The sequence below is a fragment of the Marinobacterium profundum genome, assembly GCF_001528745.1.
In the GTDB taxonomy this organism is placed as follows: Bacteria; Pseudomonadota; Gammaproteobacteria; order Pseudomonadales; family Balneatricaceae; genus Marinobacterium_A; species Marinobacterium_A profundum.
Genome location: NZ_BCNS01000100.1, coordinates 98,610 through 115,061, shown reverse-complemented (window position 1 = coordinate 115,061; position 16,452 = coordinate 98,610). Strand labels below are relative to the sequence as shown.

General features: G+C 57.3%; 18 protein-coding genes, 5 tRNA genes and 1 pseudogene. 22 read left to right on the top strand and 2 right to left on the bottom strand.

Going from position 1 to position 16,452, the window contains the following annotated elements; genetic code table 11:
* Positions 1-46: 46 nt before the first annotated feature.
* On the top strand, positions 47-1,087 hold the full coding sequence (locus tag MPRO_RS09325; RefSeq protein WP_067290831.1) for an NADP(H)-dependent aldo-keto reductase: 1,041 nt from the start codon (positions 47-49) through the stop codon (positions 1,085-1,087).
* An 86-nt stretch (positions 1,088-1,173) separates the two neighbouring features.
* On the opposite strand, the gene MPRO_RS09320 is transcribed toward MPRO_RS09325, so the two are convergent.
* Positions 1,174-1,830 (bottom strand): histidinol-phosphatase, encoded by a 657-nt coding sequence (locus MPRO_RS09320; RefSeq protein ID WP_067290827.1) that lies wholly within the window; start codon positions 1,828-1,830, stop codon positions 1,174-1,176.
* A 154-nt stretch (positions 1,831-1,984) separates the two neighbouring features.
* On the opposite strand from MPRO_RS09320, the gene MPRO_RS09315 reads away from it, so the two are divergent.
* Both MPRO_RS09315 and ptsP read left to right on the top strand, forming a co-directional pair.
* Entirely contained in the window at positions 1,985-2,479 is a 495-nt protein-coding gene (locus tag MPRO_RS09315; protein WP_067290825.1) for an RNA pyrophosphohydrolase, read from the top strand.
* 18 nt (positions 2,480-2,497) lie between these two features.
* A complete protein-coding gene (ptsP, locus tag MPRO_RS09310) occupies positions 2,498-4,774 on the top strand; it encodes a phosphoenolpyruvate--protein phosphotransferase (RefSeq protein WP_067290822.1) in 2,277 nt (758 codons plus the stop codon).
* Between the two features lie 10 nt (positions 4,775-4,784).
* Here the strand turns inward: ptsP and MPRO_RS09305 are convergent, their stop codons facing one another.
* The gene (locus MPRO_RS09305) at positions 4,785-5,591 is read right to left on the bottom strand and encodes an NRDE family protein (protein ID WP_067290819.1); all 807 of its coding nucleotides are present in this window, start codon (positions 5,589-5,591) and stop codon (positions 4,785-4,787) included.
* Between the two features lie 123 nt (positions 5,592-5,714).
* Between MPRO_RS09305 and MPRO_RS09300 the strand changes: the two genes are divergently transcribed.
* The 19 genes and pseudogenes from MPRO_RS09300 (at position 5,715) to rplL (ending at position 16,450) form a co-directional block, all read left to right on the top strand.
* The gene (locus MPRO_RS09300; RefSeq protein ID WP_067290816.1) at positions 5,715-6,518 is read left to right on the top strand and encodes a sulfite exporter TauE/SafE family protein; all 804 of its coding nucleotides are present in this window, start codon (positions 5,715-5,717) and stop codon (positions 6,516-6,518) included.
* Between the two features lie 18 nt (positions 6,519-6,536).
* Positions 6,537-7,325: a prolipoprotein diacylglyceryl transferase gene (gene lgt / locus MPRO_RS09295; RefSeq protein ID WP_067290810.1), complete on the top strand. Its 789-nt coding sequence runs from the start codon at positions 6,537-6,539 to the stop codon at positions 7,323-7,325.
* 68 nt (positions 7,326-7,393) lie between these two features.
* The gene (locus tag MPRO_RS09290; RefSeq protein ID WP_067290807.1) at positions 7,394-8,236 is read left to right on the top strand and encodes a thymidylate synthase; all 843 of its coding nucleotides are present in this window, start codon (positions 7,394-7,396) and stop codon (positions 8,234-8,236) included.
* Between the two features lie 10 nt (positions 8,237-8,246).
* A complete protein-coding gene (locus MPRO_RS09285) occupies positions 8,247-8,756 on the top strand; it encodes a dihydrofolate reductase (RefSeq protein WP_067290803.1) in 510 nt (169 codons plus the stop codon).
* A gap of 73 nt (positions 8,757-8,829) precedes the next feature.
* Entirely contained in the window at positions 8,830-9,804 is a 975-nt protein-coding gene (birA, locus tag MPRO_RS09280; RefSeq protein WP_067290800.1) for a bifunctional biotin--[acetyl-CoA-carboxylase] ligase/biotin operon repressor BirA, read from the top strand.
* Positions 9,801-10,538, top strand: a complete 738-nt coding sequence (locus tag MPRO_RS09275) for a type III pantothenate kinase (protein WP_067290797.1) — start codon at positions 9,801-9,803, stop codon at positions 10,536-10,538. The genes birA and MPRO_RS09275 overlap by 4 nt, the downstream gene beginning before the upstream one ends.
* 1 nt (position 10,539) lies before the next feature.
* Complete coding sequence (locus MPRO_RS09270; protein ID WP_067290793.1) at positions 10,540-11,199, top strand: hypothetical protein; 660 nt, start codon at positions 10,540-10,542, stop codon at positions 11,197-11,199.
* A gap of 35 nt (positions 11,200-11,234) precedes the next feature.
* Positions 11,235-11,310, top strand: a tRNA-Thr gene (locus tag MPRO_RS09265).
* A 25-nt stretch (positions 11,311-11,335) separates the two neighbouring features.
* Positions 11,336-11,419, top strand: a tRNA-Tyr gene (locus tag MPRO_RS09260).
* Positions 11,420-11,443: 24 nt separating this feature from the next.
* Positions 11,444-11,518, top strand: a tRNA-Gly gene (locus tag MPRO_RS09255).
* A gap of 8 nt (positions 11,519-11,526) precedes the next feature.
* Positions 11,527-11,601 (top strand) — tRNA-Thr (locus MPRO_RS09250).
* A 92-nt stretch (positions 11,602-11,693) separates the two neighbouring features.
* Positions 11,694-12,919, top strand: a pseudogene (tuf, locus tag MPRO_RS09240) (elongation factor Tu).
* A 63-nt stretch (positions 12,920-12,982) separates the two neighbouring features.
* Positions 12,983-13,058, top strand: a tRNA-Trp gene (locus tag MPRO_RS09235).
* A 57-nt stretch (positions 13,059-13,115) separates the two neighbouring features.
* Positions 13,116-13,484 (top strand): preprotein translocase subunit SecE, encoded by a 369-nt coding sequence (secE, locus tag MPRO_RS09230; RefSeq protein ID WP_067290783.1) that lies wholly within the window; start codon positions 13,116-13,118, stop codon positions 13,482-13,484.
* A 12-nt stretch (positions 13,485-13,496) separates the two neighbouring features.
* Positions 13,497-14,030 carry a transcription termination/antitermination protein NusG gene (gene nusG / locus MPRO_RS09225; protein WP_067290779.1) on the top strand — a complete coding sequence of 178 codons (534 nt, stop codon included), beginning with the start codon at positions 13,497-13,499 and terminating at the stop codon, positions 14,028-14,030.
* A gap of 107 nt (positions 14,031-14,137) precedes the next feature.
* Positions 14,138-14,572, top strand: a complete 435-nt coding sequence (gene rplK, locus MPRO_RS09220; protein WP_067290775.1) for a 50S ribosomal protein L11 — start codon at positions 14,138-14,140, stop codon at positions 14,570-14,572.
* Entirely contained in the window at positions 14,572-15,267 is a 696-nt protein-coding gene (gene rplA / locus MPRO_RS09215) for a 50S ribosomal protein L1 (protein WP_067290772.1), read from the top strand. Before rplK ends, rplA begins: the two co-directional genes overlap by 1 nt.
* Positions 15,268-15,519: 252 nt before the next feature.
* The gene (rplJ, locus tag MPRO_RS09210) at positions 15,520-16,014 is read left to right on the top strand and encodes a 50S ribosomal protein L10 (RefSeq protein WP_067290768.1); all 495 of its coding nucleotides are present in this window, start codon (positions 15,520-15,522) and stop codon (positions 16,012-16,014) included.
* A 64-nt stretch (positions 16,015-16,078) separates the two neighbouring features.
* On the top strand, positions 16,079-16,450 hold the full coding sequence (gene rplL, locus MPRO_RS09205) for a 50S ribosomal protein L7/L12 (protein WP_067290765.1): 372 nt from the start codon (positions 16,079-16,081) through the stop codon (positions 16,448-16,450).
* Positions 16,451-16,452 lie beyond the last annotated feature (2 nt).

The following is a 16,452-nucleotide window of genomic DNA, read 5'->3' as shown; positions in this document are numbered from 1 at the left end:
CCGGGGCTGATCACAATCTTGGAATCGCTTGAGGGAGATACGCAGGATGCAGTACAAAATGCTGGGTGGCAGCGACCTCAGAGTCAGCCGTATCGCCCTGGGCACCATGACCTTTGGCAGTCAGAACACCGAAGTTGAAGCCTGGGATCAGCTGGATTACGCCGTCGATGCCGGGGTGAACTTGCTGGATACGGCGGAAATGTACCCGGTGCCCACATCGCCTGATTATCAGGGTGCCAGCGAAGCGGTTTTAGGCCGCTGGATACAGGCGCGGGGCAACCGCGAACAGATGATCGTGGCCACCAAGGTAACCGGCCCCGGCGATCTGTGCCGTTATATTCGCCCGGATGTGGGCCTGAGTGCGGCCAGCATCCGGGATGCCATCGAGGGCAGTTTGCGTCGCCTGCAGACCGATTATGTTGATCTCTATCAGCTGCACTGGCCCGAGCGGCAAAGTAATTTCTTTGGTCAGCTGGGGTATGTCCCAGGGGATGCCGCTGCCGACGGCGTGGCGATGGAGGAAACGCTGCAGGCGCTCAAAGCGCTGGTGGATGATGGCCGGGTGCGCTATATCGGCCTGTCCAATGAGACGGCCTGGGGGACAATGGAGTTCCTGCGCCTGGCGGACAAGCTGAATTTGCCGCGGGTAGTCTCGGTGCAGAATCCTTACAGTCTGCTGAATCGCAGCCTTGAGGTGGGGCTTGCTGAAGTCATGCTGCGCGAACAGGTCGATCTGCTGGCCTATTCGCCGCTGGCCTTTGGTGTGCTCAGCGGCAAGTATCTGGACGGTGCGCGGCCGGACGGCTCGCGCCTCAAATTGTATCCCAATTACCAGCGCTACCTGACTGATCAGGGCCAGGCGGCGACCCGCGCCTATGTGGCACTGGCAAAGGATGCCGGGCTAGACCCGTCACAGATGGCGCTGGCTTACGTCAACAGTCGGCCTTTCCTGGGCAGCAACATTATAGGCGCTTCAAAAATGGATCAGCTGCGCAGCAATATAGCGTCGGTGGATCTGACATTGAGCGACGATGTGCTGGCGCAGATGGAAGCCATCCATAGCCGTTATACCTATCCCTGCCCCTAACCCTTGCCCCTAAGCGCTGAGGCGGCGCGGATAAGTTATCCATGCCGCCCACGCAGCCTCGTATCGCCACCTCGAAAGCGGCGTTCTTAGTCCCGCAGGCTGATCACCGGCCAGCCGCGCTCGGTCGCGGTGCGCGTCAGTATGTCATCGGCATCCACCGCGACGGGGTTCTCCACCAGCTCCAGCAGTGGCAGGTCATTCTGTGAATCGCTGTAGAAATAGCTGCCTTCCAGAGTGTGGTTGTTGTGCTGCAGCCAGTGATGCAAACGCTCTACTTTGCCTTCACGAAAACAGGGCGTGCCCGCGACCTTGCCTGTATAGCGGCCGTCTTCCATCTCGGGATCTGTCGCCAGCAGGGCATCGACATCCAGCTTGCGGGCAATGGGTGAGGTCACGAAATGGTTGGTGGCTGTGATGATCAGCAGGAAGTCGCCGCGGGCGCGGTGATCGGCCAGCAGCTGCAGCGCCTTGGGCAGCATCATGGGCTCGACACACTGCTGCATGAACAGATCGTGCCACTGCTCTAACTGCTGCGTTGAATGTTGCGCCAGCGGGCGCAGGGCGAACTCCAGGAATTCGAAGATGTCCATGGTGCCGGTCTTGTACTGTTGATAGAAGCGGTCGTTGGCCTCCTTGTACTCAGTGGTGTCGACGATGCCCTGAGCGCACAAAAACTCGCCCCAGGCATGATCGCTGTCGCCGTTTAACAGAGTGTTGTCCAGATCGAAAATGGCCAGGCTCAAGGTTGTGCTCCCCTTGGATGCAAAAGGCCGATCATAGTGTGTCCGGGGCGGGCTTTCAAACACCGGCAGGCGCTGTAAATTGCTGTTGTGAGTGGAGTTTGCGGAATTCGTGAAGTGTGGAACAATAGCAACGAACTACTTCAGGATATAAACAGTGATTGATTCAGACGGGTTCAGACCGAATGTCGGCATCATTCTGGCTAACTCGCTGGGTCAGGTCCTTTGGGCCAGACGGATAGGACAGGATGCCTGGCAGTTTCCGCAAGGGGGAATTCAGGATGATGAATCTCCCGATGAAGCTATGTTCCGTGAGCTTCATGAGGAAATAGGGCTGTGCGCCAGCGACGTCGAAATCGTTGCTGTCACGCGCGGCTGGCTCCGCTACCGTCTGCCCAAACGAATGATCCGGCGCAATTCCCATCCGGTCTGTGTCGGCCAGAAGCAGAAATGGTTTCTGCTGCGCATGCTGAGTGAAGACCAGGCTGTTACCATCGACCATACCAGCTCGCCGGAATTTGATGGCTGGCGCTGGGTAAGTTACTGGTATCCCCTGGGGCAGGTGGTGTCGTTTAAGCGTGAAGTGTACCGAAAGGCGATGAGGGAGCTATCGCCCAAGCTGGCGCGAGTGGTCGCCCAGCTACGAAAATAACAACTATGGGGTGCGTCCATGCTCGAAATACTGCGCAAGATTGTACAGGAGGTCAGCGCTGCGCCGGATCTTGATTCGGTGCTCGATCTGATCGTGCGCAGAATACAGCGTGCCATGCGTACACAGATGTGCTCTGTGTATCTGTTCAACGCCAAACAGCAACGCTACATCCTGATGGCGACCCAGGGGCTGAACAAGGATGCCGTGGGTACGGTCAGCCTGTCCGCGGCCGAAGGTATAGTCGGCATGGTGGGACAGCGGGCGGAGCCCATCAATCTGGAAGATGCCTCCAAGCACCCGGCGTTTATATTTCTGCCGGGCACCGGCGAAGAGCGTTTTCATTCCTTTCTGGGTGTGCCGATCATCCATCAGCGTGATGTACTGGGGGTGCTGGTGGTGCAGCAAAAGGAACGCCGGCGCTTTGATGAAAACGAAGAAGCCTTTCTAGTCACTGTATCCGCCCAGCTGGCGGGTGTTATTGCCCATGCCGAGGCAACCGGTTCCATTCAAGACGTCAGCGGCAGTCGCCGTGGCGCCGTAATTGAAAGCCGCTTTGAGGGCGTGTCGGCAGCGCCCGGTGTGGCCATTGGCCCGGCCGTGGTCATGGCGCCGCCGGCGGACCTCAACGCCGTCCCCGATAAGCCCGCCACTGATATAGAGGCCGAGATAGCGCTCTTTGTGCGGGCCCTTGAATCCGTGCGTCACGATATCCGTGTAGTGGGGCGCACTCTGTCCAAGCGCCTGCGCAGCGAGGAGCAGGCGCTGTTTGATGTCTATTTGCGCATGCTGGACGACAACGCCCTGGCCGGCGAAGTTGTCGACAAGATCCGCTTGGGTAACTGGGCTCAGGGTGCGTTGCGGGAGGTGATCAAGGCGCATATCCGTGAGTTCGATGCCATGGAAGATCCCTATCTGCGCGAGCGTGCGACTGATATCCGCGATCTGGGGCGGCGTGTGCTGGCCTATATGCAGGAGGCCGCGCCCAAGCAGATCGACTATCCCGAAAACACCATTCTGGTGGCGGATGAGCTTACCCCGGCGATGCTGGGCGAAGTTCCCACCGAGAAGCTGGTAGGTCTGGTGTCGGTGCATGGTTCCGGCAACTCCCATGCGGCGATTTTGGCGCGCTCGCTGGGCATACCTACCGCTATGGGGGTGCTGGATCTGCCCTATACCCAGATCGAGGCCAGGGTACTGATCCTGGATGGTTATTCCGGGCGGGTGTACGTGAACCCATCGGATGAAATCCTGCAGGTGTACCGCGACATCATGCGCGAAGACAGCGAAGTCGCAGCGGGTCTGGAACAGCTGCGAGACAAGCCTGCTGAAACATCCGATGGCTATAATATGCCGCTGTGGGCCAATACGGGCCTGGATATCGATGTGCAGCGGGCGCTGGATCGTGGTGCCGAGGGGATCGGGCTCTATCGCACCGAAATTCCTTTCATGATCCGGGACTTTTTCCCCAGCGAACAGGATCAGTTGCAGACTTATCGCTCCCAGCTGGCGGCTTTCGCGCCGCGCCCGGTGACCATGCGTACTCTGGACATCGGCGGCGACAAGGCGCTGCCGTACTTTCCCATCAAGGAGGAAAATCCCTTCCTGGGCTGGCGCGGTATTCGCGTGACACTGGACCATCCAGAAATTTTCCTGGTGCAGGTGCGTGCCATGCTGCGCGCCAATGAGGGCCTGGGCAATCTGCGCATCATGCTGCCCATGGTGACCAGTGTGCATGAGGTGGACGAAGCCAATCGCATGATTGATCGGGCGGTGAGCGAGCTGCGCGAAGAGGGCCATATCACCGAGCGGCCGGAAGTGGGCGTAATGGTGGAGGTGCCGGCGGCGGTCTATCAGGTGCGCCGTTTTGCACGCCGGGTTGATTTTATTTCAGTGGGATCCAATGACCTGACCCAGTACCTGCTGGCGGTGGATCGCAATAATCCGCGGGTGGCGGGTCTCTATGCGCCTTACCATCCGTCGGTGCTGCGGGCGCTGGAATATATCGCCGAGGAAGCGCACAAGGAAAATGTGCAGGTGTCCATCTGTGGTGAAATGGCCTCAGACCCCTGCGGCGCAATTCTGCTGATGGCCATGGGCTATGACGTGCTATCGATGAACTCTACTAATATTCCCCGGGTGAAATCGGCCATTCGCGGCATCACCCATGTGCGTGCTCGCGGCCTGCTCAGTCAGGTTCGGGGCATGGACGATGCCGAAGAAATTCATCTGCTGCTGCGTACCACCTTGCAGGAATTGGGGCTGGGGCAGTTGTCACGCCCCACCATTCCGCGATAGTCGCACCGCCTCAGTCGCGGGGCTTGGAGCCGAACGGTGGCAGCTGCAGTTGATAGTGTCGTACTTCGGTGGGCCCTTGCGCATCAAAACTCTGCTCGTAAAAGCAGCTGTTTCCCTGATAATCCTGCAACAGCACCGTGGTGGCCCTTGTGCCGTAGCTCTCCAGCTGGATGAAACAGGGCGATAGCTTGCGCTCAAGCTCGAGGCTAATACCAGTATCGGGCAGTTGCGCATCCGGCGCCTGGCTGCGTGCGGCCAAAACCTCGGTCAATTGCGCCGCCAGCTGCAATCGGTCCTGTTGAACACTAATGGTGCTCAGTGCGGCGCTGAGTGCTTCGCGGGCCTGTTGCAGCTTTGGCCAGGGGCTGTCGAGCAGTGCATTGCTCAGGCCATGAATGCCCGGGTCAAGGCGCTCGGGTGCCCGCCCGCGGTTCGACAGGTAATACAGCCCTTCGATATCCCCCAGCAGAAGATTGAAAGCACCGTAGTGCTCTCCCTGCTCGGCGTAATGCTGGCTGCTGCTCTGTGCCGACTCCCTCGAGAGCAGAAAGTCCCGCGTCAGGTGTCCGCGCGAGCGCAGTGTTGGGTTTGCTGGTGCGCGGCCGTCGCGGAAATTGGTGACGGCACTGAGTCTGCCGCTGCGGTGAATGCCGAGCCAGGTGCCGCCCTGTTCCAGGTCCTGTCCTGCGATCAGGTCGTTGTCCTGCATCCAGGCTGTGGCACCCTGGGTCGGGCGACTATAGGCTTCATCGCGGTTGGCGATCAGAATCAGGTTGTAGTCGGGATGGGACTGGTAGGCGAAGGTCATCAGGCACATAAACAGGCTCTCTGGCGCGGCGGGTTGCCAGCTGCGGTGACGTGTGACTTATGTCGGTTGCCAGCCACGTCCCATAGGCTACTATAGGCGACTTTATCATTACTACTGCAGGGATGTTGCACCATGCTGTTGACCCTATTGATGTATTTGGCGCTGGGTGCCGCCGCGGGTGTGACGGCAGGGCTCTTTGGTATCGGTGGCGGGCTGCTGATCGTGCCGGTGCTGGTGTTTTCTTTTGGGGCCCAGGGAATTTCGCCGGAGGTTCTTACTCATATGGCCGTGGCGACCTCGCTGGCGACCATTGTGGTCACCTCGATCAGTTCCATACTGGCCCATCACAAGCGCGGCGCTGTGCGCTGGGAGTTATTCCGACCGCTGGGACTGGGGATACTGCTGGGTGCCTTTCTGGGGGTCAAGACCGCCGGTCAGCTGCCGGGTGATGTGCTGCAAATGCTTATTGGCAGCTTTGCCTTGCTGGTGTCCCTGCAGATGGCTTTTGGCGCCAAGCCGTCGGATAGTCCAGGTGACGCGCCTAAGTCCGCAGGGCTTGCCGCTGCCGGTGGCGTGATTGGCTGGGCCTCGGCGCTGTTTGGCATCGGGGGCGGTACCCTGACGGTGCCTTATCTGAGCTGGCGCCATGTGCGCATGCAGCAGGCAGTGGCGACCTCTGCCGCCTGCGGCCTGCCAATTGCGCTGATGGGGGCTTTCAGCAATGTGCTGGAAGGTTGGGGGCATGAGGCTCTGGTGGACTGGAGTCTGGGGTACGTTTACTTGCCGGCCTTCGCCGGCATAGTGCTGACCAGTCCGATCTTTGCGCGCCTTGGGGCGCGCTGGGCCCACAGCCTGCCGGCACCGGTGCTGCGGCGTATATTTGCGGTTTTTCTCGCCCTGGTGGGCATTCGTTTTCTGCTCGGCAATCTGCTCTGAACAAGGACTGAGTTATTTATGTGGGTACATGATATAAACCCGATCGCACTTGATCTGGGTTTTCTGCAGATACACTGGTATGGCCTGATGTATCTGGTGGGCTTTGCTGCCGCATGGTGGCTTGGCGTAAAGCGGGCCCGGCGTGCAGGCTCCGGCTGGAGCGAGCAGCAGGTGTCCGATCTTATTTTCTGGGGGGCCGTTGGTGTCGTGCTCGGTGGCCGTGCCGGCTACGTGCTCTTCTATCAATTTGACTATTTTCTGGCCAACCCGCTGTGGCTGTTCCATGTATGGGAGGGTGGCATGTCCTTCCACGGGGGGCTTATAGGCGTGCTGGTGGCGCTGTGGATTTTCGGTCGTAATCAGGGCAAGACCTTCTTTGAAATGGGCGACTTCACCGCGCCGCTGATTCCTATTGGTTTGGGTGCCGGTCGGGTGGGTAACTTTATTGGTGGCGAGCTTTGGGGTCGGGAAACCGATCTGCCCTGGGGGGTGGTTTTTCAGCGTACCGGTGATGCTGTGCCGCGGCATCCTTCGCAGCTGTATGAATTTGCACTGGAAGGCGTGTTGATGTTCGCGCTGCTGTGGTGGTTCTCGGCCAAGCCGCGCCCGCGCATGGCGGTGTCGGGGCTCTTCCTGCTTTTATATGGCAGCTTCCGTTCGCTGATCGAGCTGGTGCGCCAGCCCGATGAGCAGCTCGGCTTCCTGGCCTTTGACTGGCTGACCATGGGGCAACTGCTGTCTGTGCCCATGGTGTTGGCGGGGGCCTTGTTGATGCTGCTGGCCTACCGGCGTAAAGTTAGCGCCTGAGCGGCTGCCCGCACGGCCCTGAGCCGGCGGGCGGGTTCGCATGGCTATGTTTTTGATGTGGAGTAGTGATGCAGCAGTATCTGGACCTGATGCGCGATATTGTCGATAACGGCTGTGACAAGGGCGACCGTACCGGAACAGGTACAAGGTCTCTGTTCGGGCGTCAGCTGCGCTTCGATCTGTCGGCCGGTTTTCCGTTGCTGACCACCAAGAAAGTCCATATCAAGTCGGTGGTGTATGAGTTGCTCTGGTTTCTCAGCGGCAGCACCGACAATAACTGGCTAAAAGAGCGTGGCGTCAGTATCTGGAACGAGTGGGCGCTGGAAAATGGCGACCTTGGTCCTGTGTACGGCAAGCAGTGGCGCTCCTGGGCCTGTCCCGATGGGCGCACGGTTGACCAGATTTCCGAGCTGGTGGCGCAGATCAAGCGCAACCCCAATTCCCGTCGCCTGATCGTCAGTGGCTGGAACCCGGCGGACCTGCCGGATGAGAGCCTGAGTCCGCAGCAGAACGTTGAAAACGGCAAGGCTGCGCTGCCGCCCTGTCATACGTTGTTTCAGTTCTATGTCGCCGAGGGCCGGCTCAGCTGTCAGCTGTATCAGCGCAGTGCCGACTATTTCCTTGGGGTGCCGTTCAATATCGCCTCTTACGCGTTGCTAACCCATATGCTGGCGCAGCAATGCGATCTTGAAGTGGGCGACTTCGTGCACACCTTCGGTGATGTACACTTGTATCAGAACCATCTGAACAATCCGGCCATCGTCGATGAACAGCTGTCCCGTGTGCCGGGGGCTTTGCCGCAGCTTAAAATCCTGCGCAAGCCAGCATCGCTGTTCGAGTATGAGTTCGAGGACTTCGACTTTGTTGACTATGACCCGCGGCCGGGTATCAAAGCGCCGATCGCAATTTGAGGGGCATAAAATGAAATTGGCAATTATCGTGGCGCAAGCTCGCAATCGGGTGATCGGCATTGATAACCGGATGCCGTGGCATTTGTCGACTGATCTTAAGTATTTTAAAGAGGTCACATCCGGCAAGCCTGTGATCATGGGGCGCAAAACGTTTGAGTCCATAGGGCGGCCCTTGCCGGGGCGGAAAAATATTGTGGTGACGCGAAATGCAGCTTGGCAGCATGAAGGCGTTCAGACGGCGATGACACTGACGCAGGCTATTGGCATGGCCCGAGATCACTGTGCAGAAACCGGTGCGACTGAAGTTATGGTCATTGGTGGTGGCCAAATTTATGCACAAGCCCTACCTCAGGCAGATCTGCTTTATATCACTGAGGTGCAGGCGGAGCTGGAGGGTGATGCCACCTTCCCGGAGCTTGATCTGAGCGAATGGGTGCAAACAGCCCCGTCGATTGATCATGTGGCTGACGAGCAAAATAGCCACGATTTCCGCATTTCAACGTGGTGCCGCACGCAGTAGTTAGCACTTGAACACCTCTATTGGCGCCGATATAACGCGGGGCCGGTCTTGTTTGTAAAAAAGGATTTACTCTATGACGACCCGATCGTTGTTGTCTATCCTGGCTGACGGCCTCTTCCATTCCGGACAGGAATTGGGCGAGCAGCTGGCAGTCAGTCGTAGTGCGATCTGGAAACAAATGCGTAAGCTCGAAGAGCTTGGCATCGAAATTTACAGTGTGAAAGGACGTGGCTATCGCCTTCCCGGCGGGCTTGATCTGTTGAGTGTTGATACCTTTGCGGCGGCGCTGGATGCGAAAGTGGCCGCGCAGCTGGGGAATATGCAGTTCGATCTGTCGATTCCGTCTACCAACCTGCTGGCCATGCAGCAGCTGCAACAGCAGCCTGGTCATGGGCGCCTCTATGTCGCTGAGCAGCAGACGGCGGGGCGGGGGCGTCGGGGGCGTCCCTGGGTTAGTCCTTTCGCGCGTAACCTCTACTTTTCGCTGGTCTGGCGCTTTCCCCAGGGGGCAGCCTCGCTTGAGGGTCTAAGCCTGGCGGTGGGGCTGGGGTTGGCCCGTGGTCTGGCGCGGCTGGGGCTTGAGGGTGTGGAGCTTAAATGGCCCAATGATTTGTTGTGGCAGGGACGCAAGCTGGCGGGTGTGTTGCTGGAAGTCAGCGGTGAGGCTTCGGGTGACTGTCAGGTGGTAACGGGCGTAGGGCTGAATATTGCCATGCCGCAGGAGTTGGCGGCGGACATTGATCAGCCCTGGGTTGATTTGCAGCAGATCTGCGGCACAGTGCCGCCGCGCACCCAGGTGCTGGCGGCGCTGGTCAATGAGCTGGTGCCGGTTCTGGCTGCCTTTGCCGAGTCGGGTTTCGAGCCGCTGGTGGATGAGTGGCAGGCGCTGGATGCCTGTCGGGATCAGCGTGTGTCTCTGAATTTCGGTCTCAATGCCGTGGAAGGCATCTGTCGCGGTGTGTCGGGCAGTGGTGCCCTGATGCTGGAAACTGCCACAGGCGTCGAGAGTTTCCATGGGGGAGAGGTCAGCCTCAGGCGCCTGTCATGATTCTTGAGATCGATATCGGCAATACTTTCCTCAAGTGGCGTTACGCCTGTCCGCAGCAGGGTTGGGTGCGCGGGCGTCTGCCCAGTCGTCAGCTGGAAGCTGCAGGTTTGCATGAAAAGCAGTTCGCATGCTGGCCTGATGCTATCAGTCAGGTGCGCGTAGCCTGCGTTGCCGGTGCTGCCGTCGAAGCCTTGATCGCGGATTACTGCCTTAAGCGCTGGTCACTGGTGGCGGCCTTTGCCCGCGTGCAGGCGCATCAGGCCGGCGTACGCAACAGCTATGCAGATCCGTCGCGCATGGGGGTTGATCGCTGGATGGCTATGCTGGCGGGCTACCATCAGGCAGATGGTGAGGTCTGTGTGGTGGACTGCGGTAGCGCCATCACCATCGACTTTGTGGCGGCTGATGGTGCGCACCGGGGTGGCTACATTGTGCCTGGTGTGCGCCTGATGGCTTCCAGTCTGCTGGCCAATACCGCCCAGGTGATCGCTGATCAGGCGATAGATGAGTTCGATCTGACGCCGGGTACTCACACTTCGGCGGCGGTATTTCATGGTATCAATTTTGTATTCGATGCCATCGCTCAGCGTTTGCTGGCCCAGCTTGGGTCGGATTATCCAGGCGCTGCCTTGCTGATAACCGGCGGTGATGGCGAGCTTTTTGCGCGCCTGGCGGGTCAGGGTGAGTACTGCCCTGATCTGGTACTGGACGGCCTGCACTGGGCGTTGAGCTAAGATGTTGCGCTGGCTGTTCTTGCTGCTGCTGCTGGCTAATGCGGTGGTGCTGTTGTGGGCGGCGCTGATGCAGCGTGAGTCTCGCGAACCGGTACCTGAAGTGGCAGAACAGGGCGTTTCGGTGCGGTTGCTGTCCGAGGTTGATGCGGGTCAGTTGCGGGTGCTGGGTCAGGCTCAGTCTGCTGCGGCGCAGTCGCTCTGTGTGTCCTATGTGGGTTTGCCGGCGCGTGCTGATGCCGAGCAGGTGGCGCAGCTGATGCAGGGCTATGGTCTGGTGCCGGTTATCGAGCAGGAGGATATTCGCCTGGCGGCGGAGTTTGAGCTGGCGTTGAGTGTGCCGCAGGATCCGCAGGAACGCATTGCGCTGATCGAGCGTCTGCAGGCGGTGGGTGTGGTGCCGGAGAGCAGCCTTGAGGGTACGCAGTTGCGGCTGGGGCGTTTTGGCTCCGAGGCTGAGGCTGAAGTCGCCGCCACGCGTTTTCGCGATACCGGTCTTGCGCCTGAGCTGAAGGTGCTTGATCGCACCCAGGTGTTGTTTTCGGTGCTGCTTCCGGTTGATTCTGATCGAGATTTGTTCAATAAAATCAATCGAGTGCTCGAAAAATCACATCCAGGCATAAAAATAGAGAAAAAACTCTGCAAAGGGGTTGCAACACCATAAGTCGATCAGTACTATACGCCCCACTTCGACGCTGAGCCGGTATAGCTCAGCTGGTAGAGCAACTGACTTGTAATCAGTAGGTCCGGGGTTCGACTCCTCGTGCCGGCACCACGTGCAGCGGCGAAGTAGGTAGTAAGGTGAGGTTCCCGAGTGGCCAAAGGGATCAGACTGTAAATCTGACGCGCGAGCTTCGGTGGTTCGAATCCACCCCTCACCACCATCTACTACCAGATTTTGCCGGTAGGCGGGTATGGTATAGTGGCTATTACCTCAGCCTTCCAAGCTGAAGAGGCGGGTTCGATTCCCGCTACCCGCTCCAGCAGTTGTGCTCATGTAGCTCAGGGGTAGAGCACACCCTTGGTAAGGGTGAGGTCGGCGGTTCAATTCCGCCCATGAGCTCCATAATTAGATAGAGGGTAGATATAGAAATATGTCTGCCCTTTGTTGTATTTGTCGTTCCGGAATTTCATTCAACGCTATCAGGAATCTGACTGATGGGTAAGAAAGCATTTGAACGTAACAAGCCGCACGTAAACGTCGGCACCATCGGTCACGTCGACCACGGTAAAACCACTCTGACAGCGGCTCTGACGCGCGTTTGTTCTGAGACTTGGGGCGGCTCTCTGCCGTTGCCTTCGACGGTATCGACAATGCTCCTGAAGAGCGTGAGCGCGGTATTACTATCGCAACTTCGCACGTTGAGTACGAATCTCCAGGGCGTCATTACGCGCACGTCGACTGCCCGGGTCATGCTGACTACGTCAAGAACATGATCACCGGTGCAGCTCAGATGGACGGCGCTATCCTGGTATGTGGCGCAACTGACGGCCCTATGCCGCAGACTCGCGAGCACATCCTGCTGTCGCGTCAGGTGGGTGTACCTTTCATCGTTGTCTTCCTGAACAAGGCTGACCTGCTGGCTGAAGATTGCGGCGGCGTTGAGTCTGAAGAATACGCTGAAATGCTGGAGCTGGTAGAAATGGAGCTGCGCGAGCTGCTCGATACCTACGACTTCCCAGGCGACGACACTCCGATCATCGCTGGTTCCGCTCTGATGGCTCTTAACGGCCAGGACGACAACGAACTGGGTACGTCTGCAGTCCTGAAGCTGGTTGATGCGCTGGACAACTACATCCCGCAGCCTGAGCGTGCAGTTGACCTGCCGTTCCTGATGCCAGTGGAAGATGTCTTCTCCATCTCCGGTCGCGGTACTGTTGTAACCGGTCGTGTAGAGCGTGGCATCCTGAAAGTTGGCGACCAGATCGAGATCGTTGGTGTTCGCGATACTCAGGTTACCACCTGTACTGGTGTTGAAATGTTCCGCAAGCTGCTGGACGAAGGTCGTGCAGGCGAGAACGTTGGCGCGCTGCTGCGTGGCACCAAGCGTGACGACGTTGAGCGTGGTCAGGTTCTGTGCAAACCGGGTTCTATCAAGCCGCACACTCAGTTCGAAGGCGAAGTCTACGTGCTGAGCAAAGAAGAAGGCGGACGTCACACTCCGTTCTTCAAAGGCTACCGTCCACAGTTCTACTTCCGTACCACAGACATCACCGGTGCTTGTGAACTGCCGGAAGGTGTTGAGATGGTAATGCCGGGTGACAACGTGCAGATGTCCGTTACCCTGATCAACCCAATCGCCATGGAAGAAGGCCTGCGTTTCGCGATTCGCGAAGGCGGCCGTACCGTTGGTGCGGGTGTTGTAGCGAAAATCATCGCCTAATTGAAAATTAGGTGTTGCCAAGTGATAGGGGCGGGCATATAATTCGCGTCCCTATTACGCAGTAGGCCAGTGGCTCAATTGGCAGAGCAGCGGTCTCCAAAACCGCAGGTTGGGGGTTCGAGTCCCTCCTGGCCTGCCACTTTCAATCGGAAGTGGCGTCAAATTAGCGCAAGCTTATCTTAGCTGAGGCTACAAAGTGATCTCTAAAGCAGTCCCTGTGGAATCAAAATTCGATGGCCTTAAGTGGCTTGTCGTTGTCCTGGTGGTAGCGGCGGGTGTGGTTGGGAACTCCATGTTTTCCGATCAGTCACTGTTCTATCGCGCTGTTGCGCTGATAGTTCTAGCTTTGCTGGCTGGGTTTGTAGCGTTAAATACTGCAAAGGGAAGGTCGTTTTTCAATCTGTTCAAGGAAGCCAAGACCGAAATCCGCAAGGTGGTCTGGCCGACGCGACAGGAAACCCTGCAGACGACTCTGATGGTTGTTGTAGTGGTGCTGATTGTTGGGCTCCTGTTGTGGGGTCTGGATTCGCTTCTGGGTTGGTTTGTGTCTGGTGTAATCGGTTAAGGAGTTTTTTGTATGGCAATGCGTTGGTATGTCGTCCATGCGTACTCCGGTTACGAGAAGCGTGTAATGAACTCGCTGAAAGAGCGGGTTGAGCTTTACAGCATGCAGGAAAAGTTCGGTGATATTCTGGTTCCGACCGAAGAGATCATCGAAATTCGTGATGGCAAGAAGCGCAAGTCTGAGCGCAAGTTCTATCCGGGCTATGTTCTGGTTCAGATAGACATGGAAGACGAAGCGTGGCACCTGGTCAAGAATACGCCGCGTGTATTAGGTTTCATCGGTGGTACAGCCGATAAGCCGGCACCTATTACCGAGAAAGAGGCGCAGGAAATTCTGCGTCGCGTCGAGAGTGGTGTCGACAAGCCGCGGCCGAAGACTCTCTTCGAGCCGGGCGAGATGGTTCGTGTTGTGGATGGTCCCTTTGCCGACTTTAACGGTGTGGTGGAAGAGGTCAACTACGAGAAAAACAGGCTCCATGTGGCAGTGACGATCTTTGGTCGTTCTACCCCTGTTGAGCTGGAATTTGCTCAGGTCGAAAAAGCCTGATCAAGCCTTTTTGAATTCGGATTGCCCTGGTTGCGTTTGCGCAGCCGGGGCTTTCCATTGTCGAGAATGGGGAGCCGCAAGGCGTTTGCACCCAAAGGAGTAGCTTAATGGCTAAGAAAATTAATGCTTATATCAAGCTGCAGGTAAAAGCTGGTCAGGCTAACCCTAGCCCGCCAGTCGGTCCTGCACTGGGTCAGCACGGCGTTAACATCATGGAATTCTGCAAGGCGTTCAACGCCGCGACCCAGGGCATTGAGCCTGGTCTGCCGACTCCTGTTGTTATCACAGTCTACAGCGACCGCAGCTTTACCTTTATTACCAAGACGCCTCCGGCGGCCATTCTGCTGAAAAAAGCAGCCGGCCTGAAGAGCGGCTCCAGCCGTCCGAATACCGATAAAGTCGGTACCGTGACACGTGCTCAGCTGGAAGAGATTGCTACCATCAAAATGCCGGATCTGACTGCCGGTGACATGGATGCAGCTGTTCGCACCATCGCGGGCTCTGCGCGCAGCATGGGTCTTGTAGTAGAGGGTGATGAATAATGGCTAATCTGTCCAAGCGTCAGAAAGCAATCAACGCAAAAGTCGTAGCTACCAAGCTGTACGCTATCGACGAAGCCGTCGCTCTGCTGGCTGAACTTTCTACTGTGAAGTTCAAAGAATCTGTAGACGTTGCAGTTAACCTGGGTGTTGACCCTCGTAAATCCGACCAGGTTGTACGTGGTTCCACCGTACTGCCGCACGGTACAGGCAAAACTGTACGTGTTGCTGTTTTCGCCCAGGGCGAAAATGCCGAGAAGGCCAAGGCTGCCGGTGCTGACATCGTAGGCTTTGAAGATCTGGCTGACTCCATCAAGGCCGGTAACCTGGACTTCGGTGTTGTTATTGCTACGCCTGATGCCATGCGTGTTGTTGGTCAGCTGGGTCAGATCCTTGGCCCGCGTGGTCTGATGCCTAACCCTAAGGTTGGCACTGTAACCATGGACGTCGCAACTGCTGTCAAGAATGCCAAGGCTGGTCAGGTACGTTTCCGTACTGACAAGAACGGCATCATTCACGCAGGCGTAGGCCAGGCCGACTTCGCTGCCGGTTCCGTGAAAGAAAATATCGAAGCACTGATCGCCGACCTGAAAAAGCTGAAGCCAGCTTCTTCCAAAGGCATCTATGTGAAGAAAGTGACCCTGTCCACTACCATGGGCCCGGGTCTGACTATCGATCAGGCTTCCCTGAGCGTTTAAGTCACCCCTTGAAAGGTTTTTTGAGGGTCTTCGTGACCTGTTAAACAGATACGAAGGCCGTCAAAGACCGCAGGTGGTATGGCCTGCACCAGTCAGTTGTCGGTGCGAGGATATGCCTTAATGGTTTTCCGGCCTGCGCAGACGGTGAGATTCAAACCTTGGATCTATAAAACCACCGTGCTCAAGCCGGGTTCTGCATGACAGATCCCGGTTGTTGGTAAACAGTCGAAAGACTCAATCCAGGAGTTTATCGTGGCATTAGGACTAGAAGACAAAAAGGCGATCGTTGCCGATGTCCAGCTAGCTGCTCAGAATGCTCTGTCGGCCGTCGTGGCCGATTCCCGCGGTGTTACCGTTGGAAAGATGACAGAGCTTCGCCAGCTGGCCCGTGACAATGGCGTATGGCTGAAGGTTGTGCGTAACACCCTGGCTCGCCGTGCGATCGAAGGTACAGCATACGAGTGTCTCGCAGACACTTTCGTTGGCCCGACTATCATTGCATTCTCTAACGAACATCCAGGTGCCGGTGCGCGCATCCTGCGTGAGTTCGCCAAGGGCAATGACAAGTTCGAGCTGAAGGCTGCTGCCTTTGAAGGCAATAAGGTAGACATCGCTATGCTGGCAAGCTTGCCGACATACGAAGAAGCCCTTGCCAAGCTGATGAGCTGCATGAAAGAAGCTGCAGCCGGCAAGCTGGTTCGTACCCTCGCTGCCGTACGCGAACAGAAAGAACAGGAAGCTGCCTGAGTTTCTCAGCTGCTTTGTTAACCGATTTTAGGAGCAATTGCTCCAGATTTTCAGGAACTGAATCATGTCTCTGACTAAAGAAGATATCCTCAACGCAATCGCTGAAATGTCTGTAATGGACGTTGTTGAACTGGTCTCCGCTATGGAAGAAAAGTTCGGCGTATCTGCTGCATCTGCTGTAATGGCTGGCCCGGCTGGCGACGCTGCTGCCGCTGTTGAAGAACAGACTGAATTCGACGTTATTCTGACCGCTGCTGGCGACAAGAAAGTTAACGTTATCAAGGCTGTTCGTGCTGCTACAGGCCTGGGCCTGAAAGAAGCCAAGGCTGTGGTTGATACTGCGCCTTCTACCGTTAAAGACGGTCTGAGCAAGGACGATGCTGAAGCGCTGAAGAAAGCGCTGGAAGAAGCTGGCGCTTCCGTAGAGCTCAAGTAATA

Coding starts and splice junctions, on each gene's coding strand:
- MPRO_RS09325 (WP_067290831.1), top strand. CDS start 47: ATGCAGTACAAAATGCTGGGTGGCAGCGACCTCAGAGTCAGCCGTATC.
- ptsP (WP_067290822.1), top strand. CDS start 2,498: ATGCTCGAAATACTGCGCAAGATTGTACAGGAGGTCAGCGCTGCGCCG.
- MPRO_RS09305 (WP_067290819.1), bottom strand. CDS start 5,591: ATGTGCCTGATGACCTTCGCCTACCAGTCCCATCCCGACTACAACCTG.
- MPRO_RS09300 (WP_067290816.1), top strand. CDS start 5,715: ATGCTGTTGACCCTATTGATGTATTTGGCGCTGGGTGCCGCCGCGGGT.
- lgt (WP_067290810.1), top strand. CDS start 6,537: ATGTGGGTACATGATATAAACCCGATCGCACTTGATCTGGGTTTTCTG.
- MPRO_RS09290 (WP_067290807.1), top strand. CDS start 7,394: ATGCAGCAGTATCTGGACCTGATGCGCGATATTGTCGATAACGGCTGT.
- MPRO_RS09285 (WP_067290803.1), top strand. CDS start 8,247: ATGAAATTGGCAATTATCGTGGCGCAAGCTCGCAATCGGGTGATCGGC.
- birA (WP_067290800.1), top strand. CDS start 8,830: ATGACGACCCGATCGTTGTTGTCTATCCTGGCTGACGGCCTCTTCCAT.
- MPRO_RS09275 (WP_067290797.1), top strand. CDS start 9,801: ATGATTCTTGAGATCGATATCGGCAATACTTTCCTCAAGTGGCGTTAC.
- MPRO_RS09270 (WP_067290793.1), top strand. CDS start 10,540: ATGTTGCGCTGGCTGTTCTTGCTGCTGCTGCTGGCTAATGCGGTGGTG.
- nusG (WP_067290779.1), top strand. CDS start 13,497: ATGGCAATGCGTTGGTATGTCGTCCATGCGTACTCCGGTTACGAGAAG.
- rplK (WP_067290775.1), top strand. CDS start 14,138: ATGGCTAAGAAAATTAATGCTTATATCAAGCTGCAGGTAAAAGCTGGT.
- rplA (WP_067290772.1), top strand. CDS start 14,572: ATGGCTAATCTGTCCAAGCGTCAGAAAGCAATCAACGCAAAAGTCGTA.
- rplL (WP_067290765.1), top strand. CDS start 16,079: ATGTCTCTGACTAAAGAAGATATCCTCAACGCAATCGCTGAAATGTCT.